Source organism: Roseibium sp. (genome assembly GCF_965232425.1).
GTDB lineage: Bacteria > Pseudomonadota > Alphaproteobacteria > Rhizobiales > Stappiaceae > Roseibium.
The window spans coordinates 3374308-3394730 of record NZ_OZ246971.1 but is presented as its reverse complement, the minus strand read 5'-3'; the positions used below and the strand labels follow the sequence as shown (position 1 = coordinate 3394730).

Annotated in this window: 19 protein-coding genes; 8 read left to right on the top strand and 11 right to left on the bottom strand. The window is 60.5% G+C overall.

The genetic code is table 11. The features are described from left to right. Window position 1 precedes the first annotated feature (1 nt). From ACO08A_RS15640 to ACO08A_RS15600, 9 genes are all read right to left on the bottom strand, one after another. On the bottom strand, window positions 2–1534 hold the full coding sequence (locus tag ACO08A_RS15640) for a caspase family protein (RefSeq protein ID WP_422036930.1): 1533 nt from the start codon (window positions 1532–1534) through the stop codon (window positions 2–4). Then, a complete protein-coding gene (locus tag ACO08A_RS15635) occupies window positions 1524–2582 on the bottom strand; it encodes an OmpA family protein (protein WP_422036929.1) in 1059 nt (352 codons plus the stop codon). The genes ACO08A_RS15640 and ACO08A_RS15635 overlap by 11 nt, the downstream gene beginning before the upstream one ends. Window positions 2583–2753: 171 nt before the next feature. After that, complete coding sequence (locus ACO08A_RS15630; RefSeq protein WP_422036928.1) at window positions 2754–3917, bottom strand: iron-containing alcohol dehydrogenase; 1164 nt, start codon at window positions 3915–3917, stop codon at window positions 2754–2756. A gap of 241 nt (window positions 3918–4158) precedes the next feature. Beyond that, window positions 4159–5547, bottom strand: a complete 1389-nt coding sequence (locus ACO08A_RS15625) for an aldehyde dehydrogenase family protein (RefSeq protein ID WP_422036927.1) — start codon at window positions 5545–5547, stop codon at window positions 4159–4161. Between the two features lie 226 nt (window positions 5548–5773). Then, window positions 5774–7141, bottom strand: a complete 1368-nt coding sequence (locus ACO08A_RS15620; RefSeq protein ID WP_422036926.1) for a glutamine synthetase family protein — start codon at window positions 7139–7141, stop codon at window positions 5774–5776. 96 nt (window positions 7142–7237) lie between these two features. Next, complete coding sequence (locus ACO08A_RS15615) at window positions 7238–8287, bottom strand: TRAP transporter substrate-binding protein (protein ID WP_422036925.1); 1050 nt, start codon at window positions 8285–8287, stop codon at window positions 7238–7240. 119 nt (window positions 8288–8406) lie between these two features. Continuing rightward, a complete protein-coding gene (locus tag ACO08A_RS15610) occupies window positions 8407–9747 on the bottom strand; it encodes a TRAP transporter large permease (protein ID WP_422036924.1) in 1341 nt (446 codons plus the stop codon). After that, window positions 9747–10343, bottom strand: a complete 597-nt coding sequence (locus tag ACO08A_RS15605) for a TRAP transporter small permease subunit (RefSeq protein ID WP_422036923.1) — start codon at window positions 10341–10343, stop codon at window positions 9747–9749. Before ACO08A_RS15605 ends, ACO08A_RS15610 begins: the two co-directional genes overlap by 1 nt. Further along, window positions 10336–11145 carry an N-formylglutamate amidohydrolase gene (locus tag ACO08A_RS15600; RefSeq protein WP_422036922.1) on the bottom strand — a complete coding sequence of 270 codons (810 nt, stop codon included), beginning with the start codon at window positions 11143–11145 and terminating at the stop codon, window positions 10336–10338. Before ACO08A_RS15600 ends, ACO08A_RS15605 begins: the two co-directional genes overlap by 8 nt. A gap of 149 nt (window positions 11146–11294) precedes the next feature. Between ACO08A_RS15600 and ACO08A_RS15595 the strand changes: the two genes are divergently transcribed. The 8 genes from ACO08A_RS15595 (at window position 11295) to ACO08A_RS15560 (ending at window position 18788) form a co-directional block, all read left to right on the top strand. Further along, complete coding sequence (locus ACO08A_RS15595) at window positions 11295–12164, top strand: MurR/RpiR family transcriptional regulator (protein WP_422036921.1); 870 nt, start codon at window positions 11295–11297, stop codon at window positions 12162–12164. 310 nt (window positions 12165–12474) lie between these two features. Further along, window positions 12475–12849: an NUDIX domain-containing protein gene (locus ACO08A_RS15590; RefSeq protein ID WP_422036920.1), complete on the top strand. Its 375-nt coding sequence runs from the start codon at window positions 12475–12477 to the stop codon at window positions 12847–12849. Next, window positions 12842–14476, top strand: a complete 1635-nt coding sequence (locus tag ACO08A_RS15585; protein WP_422036919.1) for a phosphotransferase — start codon at window positions 12842–12844, stop codon at window positions 14474–14476. The genes ACO08A_RS15590 and ACO08A_RS15585 overlap by 8 nt, the downstream gene beginning before the upstream one ends. Beyond that, entirely contained in the window at window positions 14469–15359 is an 891-nt protein-coding gene (locus ACO08A_RS15580) for a GAK system ATP-grasp enzyme (RefSeq protein ID WP_422036918.1), read from the top strand. Before ACO08A_RS15585 ends, ACO08A_RS15580 begins: the two co-directional genes overlap by 8 nt. After that, window positions 15356–16456, top strand: coding sequence for an HprK-related kinase B (locus ACO08A_RS15575; RefSeq protein WP_422036917.1), 1101 nt, complete (start codon window positions 15356–15358; stop codon window positions 16454–16456). Before ACO08A_RS15580 ends, ACO08A_RS15575 begins: the two co-directional genes overlap by 4 nt. Then, window positions 16453–17154 carry a histidine phosphatase family protein gene (locus ACO08A_RS15570; protein WP_422036916.1) on the top strand — a complete coding sequence of 234 codons (702 nt, stop codon included), beginning with the start codon at window positions 16453–16455 and terminating at the stop codon, window positions 17152–17154. The genes ACO08A_RS15575 and ACO08A_RS15570 overlap by 4 nt, the downstream gene beginning before the upstream one ends. Window positions 17155–17166: 12 nt before the next feature. Continuing rightward, a complete protein-coding gene (locus tag ACO08A_RS15565; protein ID WP_422036915.1) occupies window positions 17167–18513 on the top strand; it encodes a metallophosphoesterase in 1347 nt (448 codons plus the stop codon). Beyond that, window positions 18513–18788 carry an amphi-Trp domain-containing protein gene (locus ACO08A_RS15560; protein ID WP_421979621.1) on the top strand — a complete coding sequence of 92 codons (276 nt, stop codon included), beginning with the start codon at window positions 18513–18515 and terminating at the stop codon, window positions 18786–18788. Before ACO08A_RS15565 ends, ACO08A_RS15560 begins: the two co-directional genes overlap by 1 nt. Before the next feature lie 20 nt (window positions 18789–18808). Here the strand turns inward: ACO08A_RS15560 and ACO08A_RS15555 are convergent, their stop codons facing one another. Both ACO08A_RS15555 and ACO08A_RS15550 read right to left on the bottom strand, forming a co-directional pair. Further along, window positions 18809–19969 (bottom strand): M56 family metallopeptidase, encoded by a 1161-nt coding sequence (locus ACO08A_RS15555; RefSeq protein ID WP_422036914.1) that lies wholly within the window; start codon window positions 19967–19969, stop codon window positions 18809–18811. Then, the gene (locus ACO08A_RS15550; RefSeq protein ID WP_306144869.1) at window positions 19956–20351 is read right to left on the bottom strand and encodes a BlaI/MecI/CopY family transcriptional regulator; all 396 of its coding nucleotides are present in this window, start codon (window positions 20349–20351) and stop codon (window positions 19956–19958) included. The genes ACO08A_RS15555 and ACO08A_RS15550 overlap by 14 nt, the downstream gene beginning before the upstream one ends. Between the last annotated feature and the right edge of the window lie 72 nt (window positions 20352–20423).

Genomic DNA, 20423 nt, shown 5'->3' with positions numbered 1-20423 from the left:
CCTATTGGCATCCGCCTTCGGCCCAGATCCGGAGCAATTGCTTGAAGACGCCGCCGAAGGGATGTTCCTTCGTCAGGGCCCGGGTCTGGTCGTTCATGTAGGTCTGTGCCTGGGTGCAAAGATTCGCCTGTTCCCACTGATGGCAGGACGCACATGTCTTGTCTTTCCAGGCCGCCTCGGGCAGCCCGTCGATCGGTGGAAAACGCGGGCTCGCGGAAATCAGATCGGAAATGCTTCGCGTCGCAAGTTCCGGATCACCGGCCCCAAGCGGCGTGTTGAAGGCGACGACATCCGGGAGCCCGCCATCGGTCTCTCCCGCCGCCACTTCGGGTTCCGGCGCGACCGGGACGACAGGCTCCGAAATCGGATCCGTCCGCGGCTCGTTCTGCTCGATCGTCTGCAGTTCAAGGCGCGCCAGTTCGGAAAAATGTCCGTCCGGAAAGGTATCCAGGTAATTCTTGTAGGCCTCGGCTGTTCCGGCCTGCCGTGCCGCCTCGATCAGTTCACGCTCCGCGTCGCTGGGGTCGACGGAAACCGGCGCCTGTGCGGGCACCTCGGGCTCGCTGGTGGACGCGGTTTCCTTCATTTCGCTGGAAACGAGGTCCTGCAGCAGCGAACGTGCCTCGCCGGCGAACCGGCTGTCGGGATTGGCGCGCAGGTAGAGCATGACCTGGATCGGATCCTTGCTCAGTTTCACCGTTTCCCAGAGCTGACGCTCCTGGATCTCCGCAGGTGATGGCATGACGGCCGGCACGAACTGGAAGTTCGCGGTCATCGAGGACGTGTCCCAGGGGGTCTGAACCCCGTTGGTTGCTTCCAGAACATCGAGGCGCACATTCTTGAACAGCGTTTCGATGGGAATACCGGGGGTCGACATCCGGCGTGCAAGCGACCCGGTGAAAGGGCTGTTTGCGCCAACGCCGTCAAGAGCGACTTCTCCCGGCCCCGTCGAGTAGGCCAGGAACGTGCCGCGCGGCGCCTTCATCTCCGCAAGGCCGTTCTCGTTGAGATCGGGAATGGATTCAAAGGGATTGTCGCGGCAGGCATCGAGGATCACGATGTTCGTCTGGTTCCTTGCGGAGAACATCTGCCGCAGCAGCGCCTGTGCCGGTACGGCAACCAGACTGAGATCGGCGGCATCGGACAGATTGACATCAACCGGGAGCAGAAAGTTTGCGCCGAAGGACTGAACGCCGTGCCCTGCATAGTAGAAGAGGCCCGTTGCGTCATCGTCCGCATCGCGCAGTTTTCGTCCGAAATCGGCAATCGCGCGGGTCAGCTCGTCACGGGTTGCATCCGTTACCAGCATGACGTCGAAACCGACCGCCTCCAGGGACTCCGCCATCAGTGCGGCATCGTTCTTCGGGTTGTCGAGCGGCGTCACATGCGTATAGGCCGAGTTGCCGACGACCAGCGCCAGACGCGGATCTTCGGTATCATCGTCGTCTGCCCATGCCTGCTGAGCCTGCGAAAACAGCAACAGGACAGGCAGAAGAAACAGCAGGGCCCGGTGAAATCTGGTCTTATTCGACAACGGTGAACTCGATACGGCGGTTGCGGCGCTTGCCGTCAGGTGTGTCGTTGGAGGCAACCGGTCTGGTCTCGCCATATCCGACGCTGGAGATGCGCAGCGCGGACACGTTCTTCGCGGAGATATAATCTTCAACCGCTGCGGCACGCCTTTCGGACAAACGTTGGTTTCCGGCAGCACTGCCGTCGCTGTCCGTGTGGCCGCCGACCTCGATCCTGAGATCCGGGCAGCGCTGAATGATGTCGACCAGGCTGTCGAGCAGCGGAGCGCTCCTGGCATCGAGCCGGGCGCTGCCGCTGGCAAAATAGATGTTGTCCGTGCGGGAAAGGATTTCGAAACGTCCCTTGCAGGCTTCCTCGTCCAGGTTTCCTTCCGGCTCGATCGCCGTGGCCGCGGCCTCGGTCACCTCGGGCTTCGCTTCCGCCACGATCTGCTCGCCGGCGTTCTTGGAGAACAGGAAATCGAAAGTCACGGTCGCGGACGGAACGATGGCGACATTCGCAGCTTCTTCAAGCTTCTTGATGCCGCCGTCCAAATTGAAGTCGCTGGTTGCGATTGAAATCGGTGCCGTGGATGAAACCGCGACGATATCCTCGCCGACAAGTGTGACCGCGACTTCGGTCTCAAGCGACTTGGTCACACCGTGCAGCTTGAGGTCGAAGGTGAGCGGAATGATCTTCCGCCTCAGCTTGGAAAGATCGGCAAGCGCAGCCGGATCAATTTTCGTGGAGATCACGGCTTCCGGAAACTCGAAGGTTTCGAAGAAAAGGAAACGCATGCGCACATTTCTGAGATCGATCTTGGTGTCGACGGAATCAAGGAAGATTCGAATTTCGGCAGCCCCGTCCGGATCGATCTTTCCCTGGAACTGGACGAAGCCGCTGCTTTCGACCTTCGTCAGGTTCTTCACGGACTGGAAGCGAACGGTCGACGCGTCCGGCTGCAATGTCCAGCCCGGTTCGAAAATGCTGCCCTGCGCTGTCGCCGTCTGCGAAGAGAACACAAGACAGGCGACACACAGGAATGACAGAACAACCCGCGCAACCGTCATGATCAGGTCCCCTCACTTCAATCTGGCGTCGGCGCTACCCTAAGGGCGTATTCGTTACGTTAGTCTTACAGCGACGTCGGCTCAATGCAATGTTCCGCATAAGTGATCGGCGATCTTATGTGCGCAATTGCGCCAAGGAAGAGGACTTTTCCACTTGCTCGCATCAAGCGGTCAGACGGTACCGCTCTGAGCCTTGTCAAAGATCTCAAACGCACCGTCTTTCGTGAGTGCGACCGGGTTGCCGCCCGCCGTGGGATCGACAATGGCCATCTCGGCGATCAGATCACGCTTGCTGTCATCGACATTGAGACCGGACAGCGTGTGCGGCACGTCAAGGTCATCGCGCAATTTGAGCACGGCATCGAGCACCCCCTGGTAGCCGCCCGCGATCCCGAGGAACCCGGCAAGCCGCTCGAATTTCTGTTCGATCGCCGGCCTGTTGAACTGCAACACGTAGGGCATGAAAACGGCATTGGTCATGCCGTGGTGGGTGTCGTAGAGCGCACCGACCGGATGGGACAGCGAATGGATCGCACCGAGCCCCTTCTGGAACGCGACGGCCCCCATGGCGGCAGCACTCATCAGATGGCCGCGCGCCTCCAGGTCCGCTCCGTCGGCAGCCACCTTGGGCAGGTTCTCGAACACCAGGCGCATGCCTTCAAGCGCAATGCCTTCCGACATCGGATGGTACATCGGCGCCGAATAGGCTTCCAGGCAATGCGCGAGGGCATCCATGCCGGTTCCGATCGTGATGAAGCGCGGCATGCCGACCGTGAGTTCCGGATCGCAGATCACGATTTCCGGCAGCATCTTCGGATGGAAAATCACCTTCTTCGTATGGGTTGCCTCGTTGGTGACGACGCCTGCCCGTCCGACTTCGGATCCGGTTCCGGCCGTTGTCGGAACCGCGATGATCGGAGCGATCCCGTCGGCATCCGCCCGGGTCCACCAGTCGCCGATATCCTCGAAATCCCAGATCGGCCGCGTCTGGCCGGACATGAAGGCAATCAGCTTTCCGGCATCGAGGCCCGAGCCGCCACCGAAGGCAATGACCCCGTCATGCCCGCCGGCCGTGAATGCCGCGACACCGGCTGAGATGTTGCTGTCAACCGGGTTCGGCTTGACATCTGAGAAGACTGCAGCCGAGAGCCCCGCCGACTCGAGGCTTGCAATGGCATCGGCGACCATCGGCAATCCGGCAAGGCCCGGGTCGGTTACCAGGAGGGGATTGGTCATACCGACCGCCTTCACGGCATCCGGCAGCTCCTTGATGCGGCCGGCGCCGAAACGGACGGACGTTGGATAGGACCAGTTGACGTTGGGAAGTGTGCTCATGGCGATCTCGTGTGTTCAAATTGAATGACGTTCATCAAAACAGTTGTTCGCGCGCTTGCGTGCGGCAGTTCCCGATCCTCCGATTTGTCATCCCTGCGCAAGCAGGGGTCCAGTGCGCCACGGTGCAAGCGATCACCGCTTGAGGAGCCGTTTCCGGCCACTGGATCCCGGCTGCCCGCTGTGGAGCGGCCGGGATGGCAATTCAGAGGGTCGACAGCGTGTTTGTGCCTTTTCTCCTGGCTCAATGTTCCACGCGGAAGTGGAACGATTTCGGCCGTGTCAGGTTGTGGAAGCCGATCTCGGAAAGCGCGGCACCCTTGCCGGTTTCCTTGACGCCGGTCCACACCAGCGCCGGATCGAGATAATCGCAGCGGTTCATGAAGACCGTGCCTGTTTCGATCCTGTCGCCGATCAGCGCCGCCGCTTCGACATCTTCGGTCCAGATCGACGCGGTCAGGCCGTACGGGCTGTCGTTCATGAACTGCAGCGCTTCCTCGTCGTCCTTCACCTTCATGATGCCGACAACCGGTCCGAAACTCTCTTCGCGCATCACGGACATCTGGTGGTTCACGTCGGTCAGGACCTGCGGTGCCAGATACGGCGTGCCGTCCTTGTTCTCCGAAAACGCCGACATGTCGACATGGGCCTTCGCGCCCTTGCGCAGCGCCTCTTCGGTCTGCTCGCGCACCCAGGCCGCGAACCGGGCCTGCGCCATCGGGCCAAGCGTGGTTGCCTCATCCAGCGGGTTGCCCAGCTGATACTGCTTTGTCAGATCGACAAAGCCGTCCACGAACCTGTCGAACTGGCTCTCATGCACGTAAACGCGTTCGATGCCGCAACAGCACTGACCAGCATTGTAGAAGGCACCGTCGACGAGATTGCCGATGGCATAATCCAGATCGGCATCGGCGCGCACATAGGCCGGGTCCTTGCCGCCGAGTTCGAGACCGAGCGTTGCGAACGTGCCCGCCAGCGCCGTCTCGATGGCCCGCCCCCCGGCGACGGACCCGGTGAAATTGACATGATCGATCAGGCCGGAGCCGAGCAGCTTCTCGGTGCCCGAGTGCGTCAGCACGATGTTCTGGAATACACCCTTCGGCAGCCCCGCCGTTTCAAAGGCCTGTGCGAGACGCTCACCCACAAGCAGGGTCTGTGCAGCATGCTTGAGCACCACGACGTTCCCCGCCATAAGGGCAGGCATGATCGTGTTGATCGCCGTCATGAACGGGTAGTTCCAGGGTGCGATCACCATGACGATGCCGAGCGGCACGCGCCGGAGGTAGCGCTTGAAGCCCGGCTTGTCGGTGCGCTCTATATCGGCCAGCGCATCGGCGGCAATCGAGGCGCAATATTCGGTGCGTTCGATCGTGCCGCCAAGCTCACCGCCATAGCGCACGGGACGGCCCATTTGCCATGCAAGTTCCGGCACGACCTCGTCGTTCATCGCCTTCAGTGCTTCCAGCGCCTTCATGCACAGGGCAACGCGCTCGGCAATCGGGGTGGCCGCCCACCCAGCCTGCGCGCTCCTGGCAGCCGACACGACCTTTTCGACCGCAGCCTCGTCCAGTGCGGGACGCTCCGCATAAACCGACCCGTCAACGGGCGAGACCAGTTTGATCACATCTGACATTTGAAACCTCTCGTGCCGCATCTTTCCGTGCGGTGTTTTGAAAGTGGTTGGCTTTCGTATTCTTTGCCCTGACTTCCCGTATTCCTCATCCTGAGGAAGCGCGCGGGCGCTGTCTCGAAGGATGGGCCGCTTGTCCGGCACCTGCCACCCATCCTTCGAGACGGGCACTTCGGCCCTCCTCAGGATGAGGCTCGGACAGGAACATCCCTATGAATGTGTCATCGTCCTAGGCCCGTTCGAAACCCCGGGCGATTTCGTAGTCCGTAACCGCCCGGTCGAATTCCTCGATTTCCCATTCTGCTGCACGCGCATAATGATCGATCACCGCGTCGGAGAAAGCTTCGCGCAGGAACTTCGACTTGCGCAGCGTTTCGCGTGCATCGCGCAGGGTGTGCGGGATTTCCCTGGCCCTGCGGTTTTCATAGACATCGCCGGTCGTCGGCGGATCGAGCGGCAGCTTCTCTTCCAGTCCCTTGATGCCGGCGGCAATCAGCGCGGCAAGAGCCAGATAGGGATTAAGGTCCGATCCGCCGATCCGGCATTCCACCCGCAGTGCCTTGGTGCCTTCCCCGCACAGGCGGAAGCCGGCGGTCCGGTTGTCCACCGACCAGACCGTCTTGGTCGGCGCGAACGTGCCTTTCTGGAACCGCTTGTAGCTGTTGATGTAGGGCGCCAGGAAATAGGTGTAGTCCGGCGCATATTTGATCAGGCCGGCAAGGTAATGACGCATCATGTCCGACATGCCGAGTTCTGCCTTGTCGTCGCAGAAGACGTTGTTGCCCTGCTGATCGAACAGCGAATGGTGCACATGCGATGACGAGCCGACCTTGTCGCTGCGCCACTTGGCAAGGAAGGACACCGACCGTCCCTTCGCCCAGGCGATCTCCTTGACCGCATGTTTGGCAATCGTGTGATACTCGGCCGTATCAAGCGCCGGTGCATACTTGATATTGAGCTCTTCCTGCCCGGTCTCCGCTTCGCCCTTGGTGTTCTCCACCGGGATGCCTGCGCCGAAAAGACCGTTGCGGACCGGACGCAAGACGTCCTCTTCCTTGGTCGTCTGCAGGATATGATAGTCCTCGTTATAGCCGGAAATCGGCTCGAGATCGCGGAAGCCCTCCTTGCGGATCTCGTCGAAACTTTTCTCGAACAGGAAGAACTCCAGTTCGGTCGCCATGATCGGCGTCAGCCCCATGTCGGCGAGCCGGGCAACCTGCGCCTTGAGCATCGCGCGCGGTGAATGCGGAACGTCCGCGTGGGTGTGATGATCCTGCACGTCGCACATCACCATGGCCGTGGCCTCGAGCCAGGGAACCCTGCGGATGCTGGAAAGGTCCGGCTTCATCACGTAGTCGCCATAGCCTCCGGACCAGCTCGTCGCCGCGTAGCCCTCGACCGTGTACATCTCGATATCGGTCGCCAGCAGGTAATTGCAGCAATGGGTCTCGTCATAGGCCGTGTCAACGAAATGCTGCGCATGGAAGCGCTTGCCCATCAACCGCCCCTGCATATCGACAATACACGCAAGCACCGTATCGATCTCGCCGGATGAGACCAGCGTCTTCAGTGCGTCAAAGGTCAGGTTGCCTGGCATTTTAGGGTTTCCGGTTTCAGGACAGGATTGAGTGTCGGATGTTGCCCTGGTCCCAACGAATGCGCCGGGACCAGGGCGTTGGTTGCTTAGCCGAATTTAGCTGTAACGGTAAGGCCGTCCGGCCTTCTGCATGTCGGCGTTGTACTTCTTGAAGATGTCGACGACCTTCGCCTTGACGGGAGACTCGGACGCGATCTCGTCCCAGAAGGCCAGTGCGGCTTCTTCAACCGTTGCCCACTGGGCATCGGGGATCGACGTGAGTTCCATCTTGGTGCCGTTGACGCGCAGGGCCGCTTCGCCGCCCCAGTACCACCACTGGCGATAGTAGTGCGATGCGTCCATGGCCAGCTGAAGCATGGTCTTCAGGTGGTCGGGAAGCTCGTTCCAGCGCTCCATGTTGGCGAAGAACGATCCGGCCCATGCGCCGGAGATGTTGTTCGTCAGGAAGTAGTTGGTCACGTCCGCCCAGCCGACGGTGTAGTCTTCCGTGATGCCGGACCAGGCGATGCCGTCGAGTTCGCCGGTCTGAACCGCGACCTCGATGTCTTCCCAGGGAAGGGTTACCGGAACCACGCCGAACTGGCTCATGAAGCGGCCCGCTGTCGGGAAGGTGAAGACGCGCTTGCCCTGCAGGTCTTCAAGGGAGCGGATCGGGTCCTTGGTTGCGAAATGGCAGGGATCCCACGCGCCAGCGGAGATATGCTTGACGCCGACCTTGGAATATTCCTCTTCCCAGATCTCCTTCAGGCCGTACTGGTTGAACAGCACCGGCACGTCGAGCGAGTAGCGGGACGCAAACGGGAAATATCCGCCGAACACGGTGACTTCCGTCGGCGACGCCATGGAATCATCATCCGACTGCACCGCATCGATTGTGCCCTGCTGCATCGCGCGGAAGAGTTCGCCGGTCGGCACCAGCTGGTCGGCGGTGAACAGCTCGATTTCCATCTCGCCGTTGGCGGCCTTGTTGAAGGCATCGATATGCGGCTTGATGACATGCTCGGCCAGAGCCGGACCGGCATAGGTCTGCAGGCGCCACTTGATCGGCGACTGGCCGTGGACGGCAGGTGCCGCCAGTGTCGTTGCTCCGGCGGCGGCGACTGTGCCGACACCTGCTTTTTTCAGAAAATCACGTCTGTTGGTCATATCTAGTTCCCCTGGTTGTTGATCAAGTTCCAAGCGGCCTGACCGTTGCCGGTTCTTTCGTTGCCACAGTAAAAGTCCGTTTCCCCCGGACAGTCTTTTTATTGTCCCGCATCGTTCGGTCACCTTCCATAGACAAGGTCAGGCAGCCAAAGGGCGATCTGCGGGAATGCCATCACGAGCGCCAGCGCGAGGACCATCACGAGCACGAACGGCGTGATCGAACCGTAGATGTCCCGCATGGTGATGTCCTTGGGCGCCATCGCCCGCATCAGGAAGAGATTGTAGCCGAACGGCGGCGTCATGTAGGCAATCTGCGTCGTGATCGTGTAGAGCACACCGTACCAGATCAGCACGTCCGTCCGCGGCATGCCGAGATCCAGCGTGCCGACCAGCGGCACGTAGAGCGGCGCCACGATCACCAGCATCGCCGTGTCGTCCAGAAAGGTCCCCATGACCAGGAACGACAGCTGCATCAGGATCAGGATCATCCAGGGTGACAGGCCGAGCTGATCGGTAAAGAGGTTCTCGATGGCCTTGACGGCACCCAGACCGTCGAAGACCGCACCGAACCCGAGAGCCGCCAGGATGATCCACATGAACATGCAGGAAATGCCGAGCGTGTTCTTGAGGCACAGGATCAGGATGTCCCATGTCATCCGGCGGCGCACGATCGCGGCGAGCAGCGCCGTCAGCGCTCCGATCGCCGAGGCTTCGACCAGACTGGTCTTGCCCATCACGAACGGAACCATCATCGACGCGAAGATGACGATCGGCAGAATGCCGGCCAGCAACAGGCGGTACTTTTCGTCCTGCGAAGCCGCCCGTTCATCCTTCGTCAGCGCCGGTCCGAGTTCCGGCTGAAGCCGGCACCGGACCGCGATATAGATCACGAACATCGCTGCCATCATCAGTCCGGGCACGGCGCCGGCAAGCCAGAGCTGCCCGACGGGCGCCCGCGCGATCATGGCATAGAGCACCAGGACGACGGATGGCGGCACGAGAATCCCCAGCGAGGACCCGGCCTGGATCACCCCCGTGACCATGCGCTTGTCGTATTTCCGTTTGAGCAGTTCCGGCAGCGCGATGGTCGCGCCGATGGCCATCCCGGCAACAGAAAGGCCGTTCATGGCCGAAATCAGCACCATCAGCAGGATCGTCCCGATCGCCAGCCCCCCGTTCACCGGCCCCATCCAGACGTGGAACATCTTGTAGAGATCGTCGGCGATCTTGGTTTCCGACAGCACGTAGCCCATGAAGATAAACATCGGCAGCGTCAGCAGCGGATACCACTTCATGAGCTTCATGGCCGCGGAAAAGGGAATGTCCCCGCCACCCGTTCCCCATAGGAGAAGCGCGGCAATCGAGGCAATTCCGCCGATCGCGCCGAACACCCGCTGACCCGTCAGAAGCATCAGCATCATCGACGAGAACATGAGAAGAGCGATCATCTCATACGACATCAGATCGTCTCTCCCTTGATACGGGCAATGTCTTTGATCAATTCGGCAACGACCTGCAGGAGCATGAGAAAGAAACCAAGGATCATGATCAGCTTGACGGGCCACAGATAGGGCCGCCAGGCGGTCGGGCTGCGTTCGATATAGCCGAGCTTTTCACGGGCCGCTTCCGGCCCGCCCGTCAGGAAGGTTCCGATCAGGTCGGCGTAAAACGCAAACGGCTCCTTGCCGAAGTACCCGAGGGAATAGGCAAAGGAATTCAACGCGCCATAGAGCAGCACGCACAGATAGAAGATGAGCAACAGCACCGTAAACGCGTCGAACCAAGCCTTCTTCTTCAGGCTCCATTCCGCATAGAAGAGGTCCATCCGCACGTTTGATCCCAGCTGGATCGAGTAGGGACCGCCGAGAACGTAGTAAGCGACCATCGCGAACTGCGCCACTTCAAGCGTCCAGAGTGACGGGTTGAAGAATGTCTTGGAGATCGACGACCACAGCAGGATGGCGGCCATCGCGAAGACGCCCCACATGATCACCTTGCCGAGGCCGCGATTGAACCCGTCGACGACGCGGACATAGACACGAGCCGCCCTAAGCATCGGCACCTCCCGCGGCAACGGAACCGTCTGCGGGCAATCCCGTATGCATCGCCTGTGCCAGCAGGGGTGCCAAAAGCTCCGCCCAGTGCGTTTCCTGGTCCGGTGTCGTGATCTCGTCGTTCCGGATCTCGATCATCAGGCAGGGCAGCTGCCGGTCTTCGCCATGCCGGTGGATCGTGTAATAGACGCCGTCGGAAGGCGCGTAAGGCTCGTTGTCGCCCACCGTCAGGCCGCCGCGGGTTTCGAGGCCGGCGAGAACAGGCTCTGCAAGACTGCGATCCTTGTCCGAGATCAGTCCGATCTCCCAGGGCCGGCTCCGGCCCTTGTAGACGGGCGTGAAGGAATGAACCGAGACCACGGCGGTGGCGAGCCCGCGCTCCCGCCGCGCTTCGATGACCTCGTCGATCGCCTTGTGGAACGGGCGGTGAACAAGATCCAGCCGGAAGGACTTCTCGGCTTCGGGCAGATCCCTGTTTCCGGAGATCTCCGTGGTCTCGCTCAAGCTCGGAATGAGATCGTCCCGGTCCTCGTCCCGGTTGCAATCGATGATCAGCCGAGAAATCGTGGTGTGCACCAGCGGCGAGTCGAGCCGGTCCGAAAGCCCCTTCGCAACACCCAGTGCGCCCGGATCCCACGAAATATGGGCGGATTTTTCCGTTTCGGACACGCCGAGGCATTGATCATAGGGCGGCGGAAAATAGTTCGAGGCATGGTCGCAGACGAAAACGAACGCGCCTTCGCCGGCGGCGTTCTCGATCGCCACGGCCCCTGATGTCACGCCGTTATCAGGGCTTTCACCCATTCCCCGTTCCCCTTGAAAATCCACGACCGTGATTTTGTAATGTTTATTACAGGATTGCCGCATGATCCAAATTCTGTAATATTTGATACGAAGATTGGTGCCGCTGTCAAATGAAAATAGCGATCCGCGGACAAAAGCAGGCCACACCTATGGAACGCCCACTCCTGGAAGACATTCGAGACCGTCTCGACGAATTCACGGCCACGGAAAAAAAGGCCGCGCACGCGCTGATGGCAAACTATCCCGTCCAGGGCCTGGGGACCGTTGCCCAGTTCGCGGAAGCCGCCGGCGTCAGTTCGCCGACCATCCTCCGTTTCATCGGCCGTCTCGGATTTCCGGGTTTCTCGGAGTTCCAGAAGAAGCTCAGAAGCGAGTTGGAAAGCCAGCTGAATTCACCGCTCGCCCGCAGCGCCACGCTCGAGACGGAACAGGGCGGCGACCCCCACGTCTCACAGCTGCTGGAAAATGTCAGGGAAACCTTCGAGAATCTCCCCAGGGGCGAGATGGACGGACTGATCCGTCTCCTGTCGGACGAGAAACGCACGTTGCACCTGATCGGCGGCCGGTTTACCGACGGGCTCGCCCGTTACACGGCGGCGCATCTGAGGATCGTGCGCTCGGGCGTCAATCACATCGCCGGCCAGCAGGGCAACTGGCTGGATCAGCTGCTGGGTATGGGACCTCGGGACGTGGTCCTGATTTTCGACATCCGCCGCTACCAGACCGAGATCATCCAGTTTGCCGAGGCCGCCGCCAGGCAAGGAGCGACCGTTGCCCTGGTGACGGACAGCTGGATGTCGCCCGTCGGCCGCATCGCCAGCTTCGTGCTGCCCGCGCGGGTTGCCGTGCCCTCCCCCTGGGATTCCTCCCTTGCCCTCATGGCGATATCCGAAATCCTGATCGCCGGCGTTACCCGCGAGAACCAGCAGCGCGCGCAGGAACGCATGCGGGCATTGGAGAGCTTGAGAAACGAGGTCGATCCGACAACGGAAAGCCGGTCGTCGGGACCGGATATCTGACGCACCGAGCGGACGCCATAGTCGGAAAAACGCTTCGTCCGGCATCGGTTTTTCACAACATTCGACAAGCTGCGGCGACCTTTCAGGCGAGACTCATCTATACTTGGCAAGCGCTTGGCGATCGACGCCGGCTGCGACATCGAACCGCCGCTTCGACGCTCCCTGGATCTGGATGCGGCAGGAAGGGGCTGGAGCGATTTCTGTGAGTGACCCTCCGAATCACCCTGTCTTCAGACCGGGCATCCGGTCGACGCCCCGGGCCTTTATCCTGAGCGGGCGAAATTTATTGGTTCAGGAAAAACAGCACCCTGTGAAAGGCCGGTACTTCACGTTGCCCGGTGGGAAGCAGGAACCGGGCGAGGATCTCGTTGCCGCCCTGAAACGGGAATGCCGCGAAGAAATCGGTGTCGACATCTCCGTCTCGAAACTGGTGCATGTCGCTGAAGTCTATCGGGAAAAGTCCGGTGGAGCGGAATGCCAGCATCAACTCGATTTCATCTTCGAATGCAGTGTCCCCGACACCTACACGCCCCGGCTCGGTCCCGAACCCGACCCGCACCAGGTCGCCACATGCTGGATTACGACTGAGGACGCCCTGCATCTGCGTCCGCTTTATGTCACAAAACTGTTTTCACTTGGCTGTAGGCGGGACGCCGAAGTCTATCTCGGATCATTCAATGACTAACATTCCAAAGACCATCCGGGAAAATCTCCATTTTCTGTGCTCGGAGATCGATGGCCAGTTGCTTCAGCTCGAAGCCTTCTTCAAGACGCCGACGATTGCGCATGCCAGGCGCATTCTGGATCGCGCCGGCTACGCCCATAATCTCAAGTCGCGCATTCATGCCGCCTGCATCCAGCATCTGGCGAACACCAATACGGGGAACCGCAAGCACCTGACGCTGCGCAGCGTGGAATTCATAGCGACCGATCTCCTCAGAATTGCCAATCTTGCCCGGCTGTCCCTTCGTCACGTCGAACGGATCGACACGTTTGAAACGCTCGAGCCCGCCCGCTATCCGGCAGTGATCCGGCTCGTCCGCAGAGGCGTGTGCAAGATCGAAGAGGCGTTTTTGGGCAACGACACCGAACAGGCAATCGAGATCGGCGAACTGCAGAAGAAGATCGAGACCGAGTACAGGAAACTGTTCAAGATCTACACGCGCGGCATGCGCGACCCGAAGCTGCGGCCCGCGGATATCGCAAACAGCCTCCTGGTGGCGAACGAGTTCCAGAGAATGGGCGAATCCCTCAAGACGATCGGCGAGGCGGTGATTTCCGCCAATATCGGGCAGGCCGTCAATCTGGAACGTTATTTTGCGCTGCAAAGCCTCATGTCGGATCTCGACACCAACGGTGCCGGGCTGAAAGTCGAAACGATAGCCGAAACCCGGTCGGGCAGTTCCATTTCCGCGATCAAGGACAGAAAAACGGAAGCCGTTGCCGCCGTTTTCAAGGACGGCGAAAAAAACAAGCTCAAGGAAGAACGCGAAGGCGTGAAAAGCTGGCACGCGATCTATCCCGGCCTTGCTCCCAAGATCCTGTCCTATGAAAAACGCGACCAGTCGGCTGCTCTGTTGATCGAGCATCTTCCGGGCATGACCTTCGAGCACATCGTCCTGAATGAACCCGCCGATCATTGTGAAAAGGCGCTGGCCTGTCTTTCCAGGACGCTGAAGGATGTCTGGAAACAGACCAGGACGAAAAAGCCCGCAGAACTCGGCAGCATGCAGCAACTGGCCAGACGCCTGGAAGAGGTTCGTCGGGTCCATCCGGAATTCAGGGACACGTCCATTCGCTTTGCAGGCCAGAAACTGAACTCTCTGGACAGCATTATCCGGGAAGCAACCCGGCGGGAAGCAGCGGTCTCCTCACCCTTTTCGGTCTATATCCACGGCGACTTCAATGTCGACAACATCATCTACGATCGGGACGAGAATCGCGTCCACTTCATCGACCTGCACCGGTCGCGCTATATGGACTACGTTCAGGACGTCTCGGTTTTCATGGTGTCGAATTACCGGCTTCAGGTCGTCGACCGCGAAACCCGCCATCGCATCATGCTGGCATCGCTTACCCTCTACAAGGCGGCCAAGGCCTTCGCCCGCAAGCAGGGTGACGACACGTTCGAGTTTCGCCTTTCGCTCGGGCTGGCGCGCTCCTTTGCCAGCTCCACCCGCTTCATTTTCGACAAGCAGCTCGCGCGGCGCATGTGGCTGAAAGCCAGGTATCTGATCGAACGCACCATCGCATGCCCACCCGGCGAGGAAGCCAGGTTCCGGCTGCCCGTGAAGGAGATCTTCATTGACTGACCTGAAAATCGGCGTCATCGGAATCCCCGGCAAGTGGTCGACTGAAGTGCTCGCGGATGCAATTGAGCAACGGACCGGCTTCGGGGCCGTGATCGGCATGGCGGACGTCGCGCTCGATCTTGAGACGCGGAGCCTGACAGCTGGAAACCTGAACCTCTGCGATCTTGATGGACTGGTGATCAAGAAGATCAGCGAGGAATACAGCCAGGCGACGCTTGACCGGCTCGAAATGCTCCGTGTTGCCGAAAGCGCGGGCGTCAGGATTTTCTCCAGGACATCGGCGATCCTCGGGCTGGTCAATCGCCTGAGCTGCACGGTCACGCTGTCGAACGCAGGCATTCCGATGCCGGCCACCTGCGTGACGGAAAACGAAGCAGAAGCACTCGCGGCGGTAGAGCGCTACGGCAGCGCCGTGTTCAAACCGCTGTTCTCGACAAAGGCACGCGGCATGATGCTGCTCGACGCCGCAGCGGGAACGCCTGCGCTCAAGCAAGGCATTGCCGCCTTCAAGGCCGACAATCCGGTCATGTATCTCCAGCAGAAGGTGAACCTGTCCGGGCGGGACCTCGGCATGGTGTTCCTGGGCGGCCGATACCTCGGCACCTATGCCCGGGTCGCCCAGACGGACAGCTGGAACACGACCATCCATCACGGCGGAAAATACGAGCCCTTCGACGCGGACGAAGACCTGATCGACCTTGCCCGGCGGGCCCAGGCACCTTTCGGTCTCGACTTCACGACCGTCGACATCGGCCTGACGGACACGGGGCCGATCGTCTTCGAAGTCTCTGCATTCGGCGGCTTCAGGGGAGCACTTGAAGGCGCATCGATCGATGCGGCGGGCCTCTATGCCGATCATGTCATCGCAAAGGTGCGCGGATGAGAGAAGCTTCGGTCCAGGACGTCATTGGAGCGCTCGATCCGGTGCGCGCGACCAGGTCGTCCGATCCCGTGTGCCTCAGCGTCGGCGGCTATGTGATCGAAGTCCGGTGCACCTCACCTGCACTGCTGGCCGAACTGCTCCGGTATTTTCAGCATGTCATCTCCGCGCCGGCGGAGCCGGATCTGACGGTCCATGTACTCGGCGAGGTGAAACTCCCGTTCGATATCGACTTTGCCGACTGGATTCGGGAGCCCGGAAAGACCGGCCGAAAGGACGCGATTGCCGACCTTGCCGGCGGGCGGATGGTCCTGAAAGTCCGCACCGGTTTGCAGTTTCTGCAGTCGCCCGGCTGGGCCGTCGCCTTCGGACCGACCGAGGACCATCCCAACCAGGTCATCAACTTCATCAACACGCAGATCCTCAACAGGTTTCAGCGCGAGGACTGGGTTGCCTGCCACGCTGCAGCCGTCCGGACGGCAGCCAGGGGCCTAGCCATTTCCGGTCTCTCAGGCGGCGGCAAGTCGACGGCAATGCTGCGCCTGATGGAAGTCGCGGGCACACGGTACGTAACCAACGACCGGCTGCTTGTGCGCAGGACGGACACCGGCACGCAAGCCCTCGGCATCCCGAAGCTGCCGCGCATCAATCCGGGAACGATCGTCACCAATTCCCGCCTGGCCGGCCTGATCGACGAGGAGCGGGAAGAAGAGCTCAGGAACATGGAGCGGGACGAACTCTGGCATCTAGAAGAGAAGTACGACCTCTTCATCGATGACATCTATGGTCCGGGACGCATTTCCCACGAAGCGCAGCTCACAGATTTCTGGGTCCTGAACTGGGCGCGTGACAGCCGCGCGCCGACCGCGGTGACAAAGGTCGAACTCCGGGAACGAACGGATCTTCTACCCGCGATCATGAAAAGTCCGGGACCGTTCTACCAGACGAAGGAAGGCCCGTTCTGGACGGACAGAACGCCCTTGGATGCAGGCGCTTATCTTACCGCCCTGGAAGGGATCCAGACCTGGGAAATAACGGGGCAGATCGATTTCGACGTGCTTTTCGACGCCGGCACGGCCCTTCTGGGTGACACGCGATGAGCGCCCGGTTTGCCATCCTGCTGCGCCACGGCGCCTATCATCAAAAGCCCGGCGCTCCGAGCGCCCTGCAGCCGTATGGCCTGACGGCGTCCGGACAGGAACAGGCAAGGGCAGCCGCCGTTGAAATCTCGGAGCTGGCTGAAACCGGTGGCTGGCAGATCGATCCGGAGATCGTCTGCTCGCGACAGCAGCGGGCCTGGCAGACGGCGGCGACGCTGGCAGCCGAACTGACCGCGCGAAGCGGCGAACCAGTGCACGTTCTCGAGGACGAAGCGCTCGCCGAGCGCAGCGTCGGTGCGTTTGCCAACCTGACAACTGCCGAAATCGAGGACATTCTTGCGCAGGACCCCAGATATGCGAGACCGCCGAAAAACTGGAAGTCCGACAGCCATTACAGGCTCCCGGCCCAGTGTGCGGAAAGCCTGATGGAAGCAGGCGCGCGTGTCGCCGATTGCCTGTCCTCCCACGTGGACAGGCTGTCCGACGCCGAGGGCCCGCATGCACGGATCTTCGTCGGCCATGGCGCATCGCTGCGGCATGCCGCACATCACCTTGGCGTCCTTGACCTTGAAGACATCCGCCGCCTCAGCATGCATCACGCCAGGCCCGTGGTGCTGAAACGCACACGGGACGGAACCTGGCATCACCACTGCGGCAGCTGGAAACACCGCCGGCCTTTCGAAACATCACTCGACTGACGGACCCCAAATATGACCAACAGTCCATTGATACCGCTTCTTCCGCCGATCGATCCCGCCGCTGCCAATGATCTCGGCATACCGGAAAGTTTCGTCCCGTGGCCTCTGGACGCGGAGCCGGACACCAAGATTACCGAACCTCCGGCCCCGGATCTCTTCACGAGCCTGTCCCGAGTGAACGCGCTCGGTCCCTGGGGCTGGCCGGTCAGGCCGGTCGTCTTCATCTCGGACCTGCACGCCGACGCGGAAAGCCTGCTTCGGTCCCTCGTCGCGGCGCGCGTGATCCTGCGCACAGGTCAAGGCCTGACCGACTATAAGCTGACCACGTTCGGCAAGAGCTGTCAGATCATCATCGGCGGGGACTGCCTCGACAAGGGTCCGAGCAATCTCGATTTGCTGGACTGTCTCGCGGCGCTGATGCAGTCCGGACCGGACATCGTTCTGCTTGCGGGCAATCACGATCTCCGCCTTTATCTCGGCCTGCAATCTCTGACCGTCAAACGGGGGTCGCTCAACGCACACATGTTCGTGCGCATGGGCAAGAAGGTGCTGCCGCTTCTGCGCGAGGTCTTCGACAGGCATGTCGACTGGGATCGGGAAAAGCGGGAGATGCCGGACGAGGAGACCTGTCTTCGCCTGATGATCCCGGGCAGGAAATGGACACGGACCTTCCCGAAAATGGCCTCCCGGCACCTGAACGAAGCGGCGGTCCGCAAGGAAATGCGCCGCCTGAAGAAAAAGACCGAGAAGTTTGCCGATCACGCTAGGGAAACCGGCCTGTCGGTCCGTCAGCTCTATGCCGCAGCGCTGGCATGCCGCGACCTCTTCGTTGAACCCGCCGGTCGCTATGCGTGGTTCTTCAAGAGCATGAAAGCCGTTCACCAGAGCGGGTCCCTGCTCTTCGTTCACGCCGGTGTGGACGACAGCATGGCTGCCCTGATCTCAGCAAGGGGCATCGCGCATGTGAACAGGCGCTTTCGCAAGGAAAGCAGAAAGGATCCCTTTGTTTTCTATTCCGGAACGGTCGCCAACCTGATGCGCACCAAATACCGGGATGTCGATCACCCGCTGACGGAACGGGGTGTTGAAGACCTGCATCTGGCCGGGATCAAGATGCTGGTTCACGGACACGTCAACCGGCATCGGGGCCAGGAACTCAAGACCAAACACGGGCTGCTGCACCTGGAAGCCGACATTACGCTTGACCGGCATTCCAGAAGGTCGGAAGGTCTGGACGGTATCGGAACGGGAGCAACCATCATTCATCCGGACGGCAACATTATCGGTATCAGCCGCGACTACCCGCACGCCAAGCTGTTCGATCCGCATCGGTTCCTCAAGCAACACGGATTGACCTGATGATGGAGCGCAAGGGCCGGTTCCGGCATCAATCCCTGCAGGACAAGAAGTCCATTCTGAAAATGCTGGACGCGCTGAAACGCGGGATCTCAAAGGGTGAGATCGAGTTTGGCGACGATACCGGCGACATCACCCTGGAGCCACACGGATTGATGAACCTCAGGGTCACCGCCACCAACGAGGACGGACAGTCCCGGCTCGACATGCGCATCAGTTGGACAAATGACAGCCAGGAAAACAAGGATGTCGGCAAGCTGAAGGTGAAGGGCGGGTAGTTTCACCCGCCCGACATTTCCTACCTCAGGGGCCGCTGGCCGAAGGACGGTGTCGATCTGTCCATGCGGTCCAGGTTGATGATGGTCGACAGCATGATCCGGTCCTGGCTCCAGTCGGCCGGCTTCTGGATGGACAGGGCGGACAGGAAGATGATCGCAACCATCGGCAGAACGGCAAGCCAGACAAAACCCCAATGCGGCCGCATCCGGTCTTTTTCCAGAAGGGCCTCGACCCGTCGGCGGAGTTTTTGCGCAGGCGACCGGCGCAGGAACCGGTCCTGCACCTCGATCAGCGCAACGGCCGCGACATTGCCGACCTTGTCCTTGGCGGCAAGGTGCTGCCGGCGCCTAAGGCCGGCCTGCGCCGCGCGCAGCAGGCACATGCAATAGGATCTCAGATCGACATCCGACGCGTCGGTCACCTTCTGGTCGCAGGCAAGCTCGCGCAGGCGCTCGACCTCGGACTTCCAGACGTAGAAGAACGGGTTCCAGAAGAAGAACGGCCGCAGAAGTTCCAGACCGATTTCCCAGCTGACATCGCCTTGGCGCAGGTGCTGAAATTCGTGCTTCAGGACGAATTTCAGGTCATCCGGCTTTGCCAGAAGCTCCGACGGGATCACCACGTAGTTGCGTGTCAGCCCTCTTGCGGAAAACGGCACAAGTGCATGATCGGACAAGAGCAGGTGCAGACGCCCGGACCGTCGCCATGAATGACATCCGGACAGCATCCGTTTGAGACGCACGACGTTGAGGCCCAGCCGCGCAGCGAAAAACGCGAAACCCGCCAGCAGGAACGCGCCGATTGCCATGCCAAAACCGGGTGCGAAGGACACAATGCCTTCCGTCACACGGCTTCGAAGACCGAGCAGCGATTGAAAGTCCTCCGCAGGAATGGCGATGCCGCCGCGCAGATATTGCGAGACGGCGTAGTCGGCAAGATTGAGCGCCCCCGCGACCGGGACGACCTTTGCGACCTGCATGTATTGATAGACCGCCACCGCAAGCGGCGACAGCACCATGACCGCGAACAGGCCATTCAGGATGGCCAGTTGATAGTTGAAGGCCAGTTTTCTTCCGAACCGGTTCAACGCCAGTTTCGCGGCGAGCCAGATGATGGCCGTGAGGGCCAGCGTAATGTTCAGATCGACGTAAATGTCGAATACCTGGTTAAGTAGCGTCATCTGTCCTCCTCCTGTCCAGTAACGCTCTCATTTCCTCCAGATCGTCGTTCGAGAGTTCGTATTCGTCGACGAGCCTCGCCACGAGGGACGCAGGTGTGCCGTCGAACAGTTTTTCAGATAGATTTCTCAGGGAACGGGACTGGTAGGTGTCCTTGGTCAGCCGGGGGGTATAGATGAATGTTTTGCCTTCTTTCCGGCTGTCCACGAAGCCTTTCTCATCCAGGATCCGCATGATGGTTGCACAGGACGTGTAGGCAAGCTGTCTGTCCGACGGCAGCGATGCGAGGATATCCCGCACGGAGCCTTCGCCGAGCTTCCAGAGTTCGGTCATGAACTCCAGTTCGACTTCGGTCAGAAACTCGTTGCTTTTACGCTTTCTCATTACAGCCCTGTGCCGATTGAGGATTGGATGTGGCTCAGGCCATGCCCCAAAAGATCTTTGCGATGATTTGAT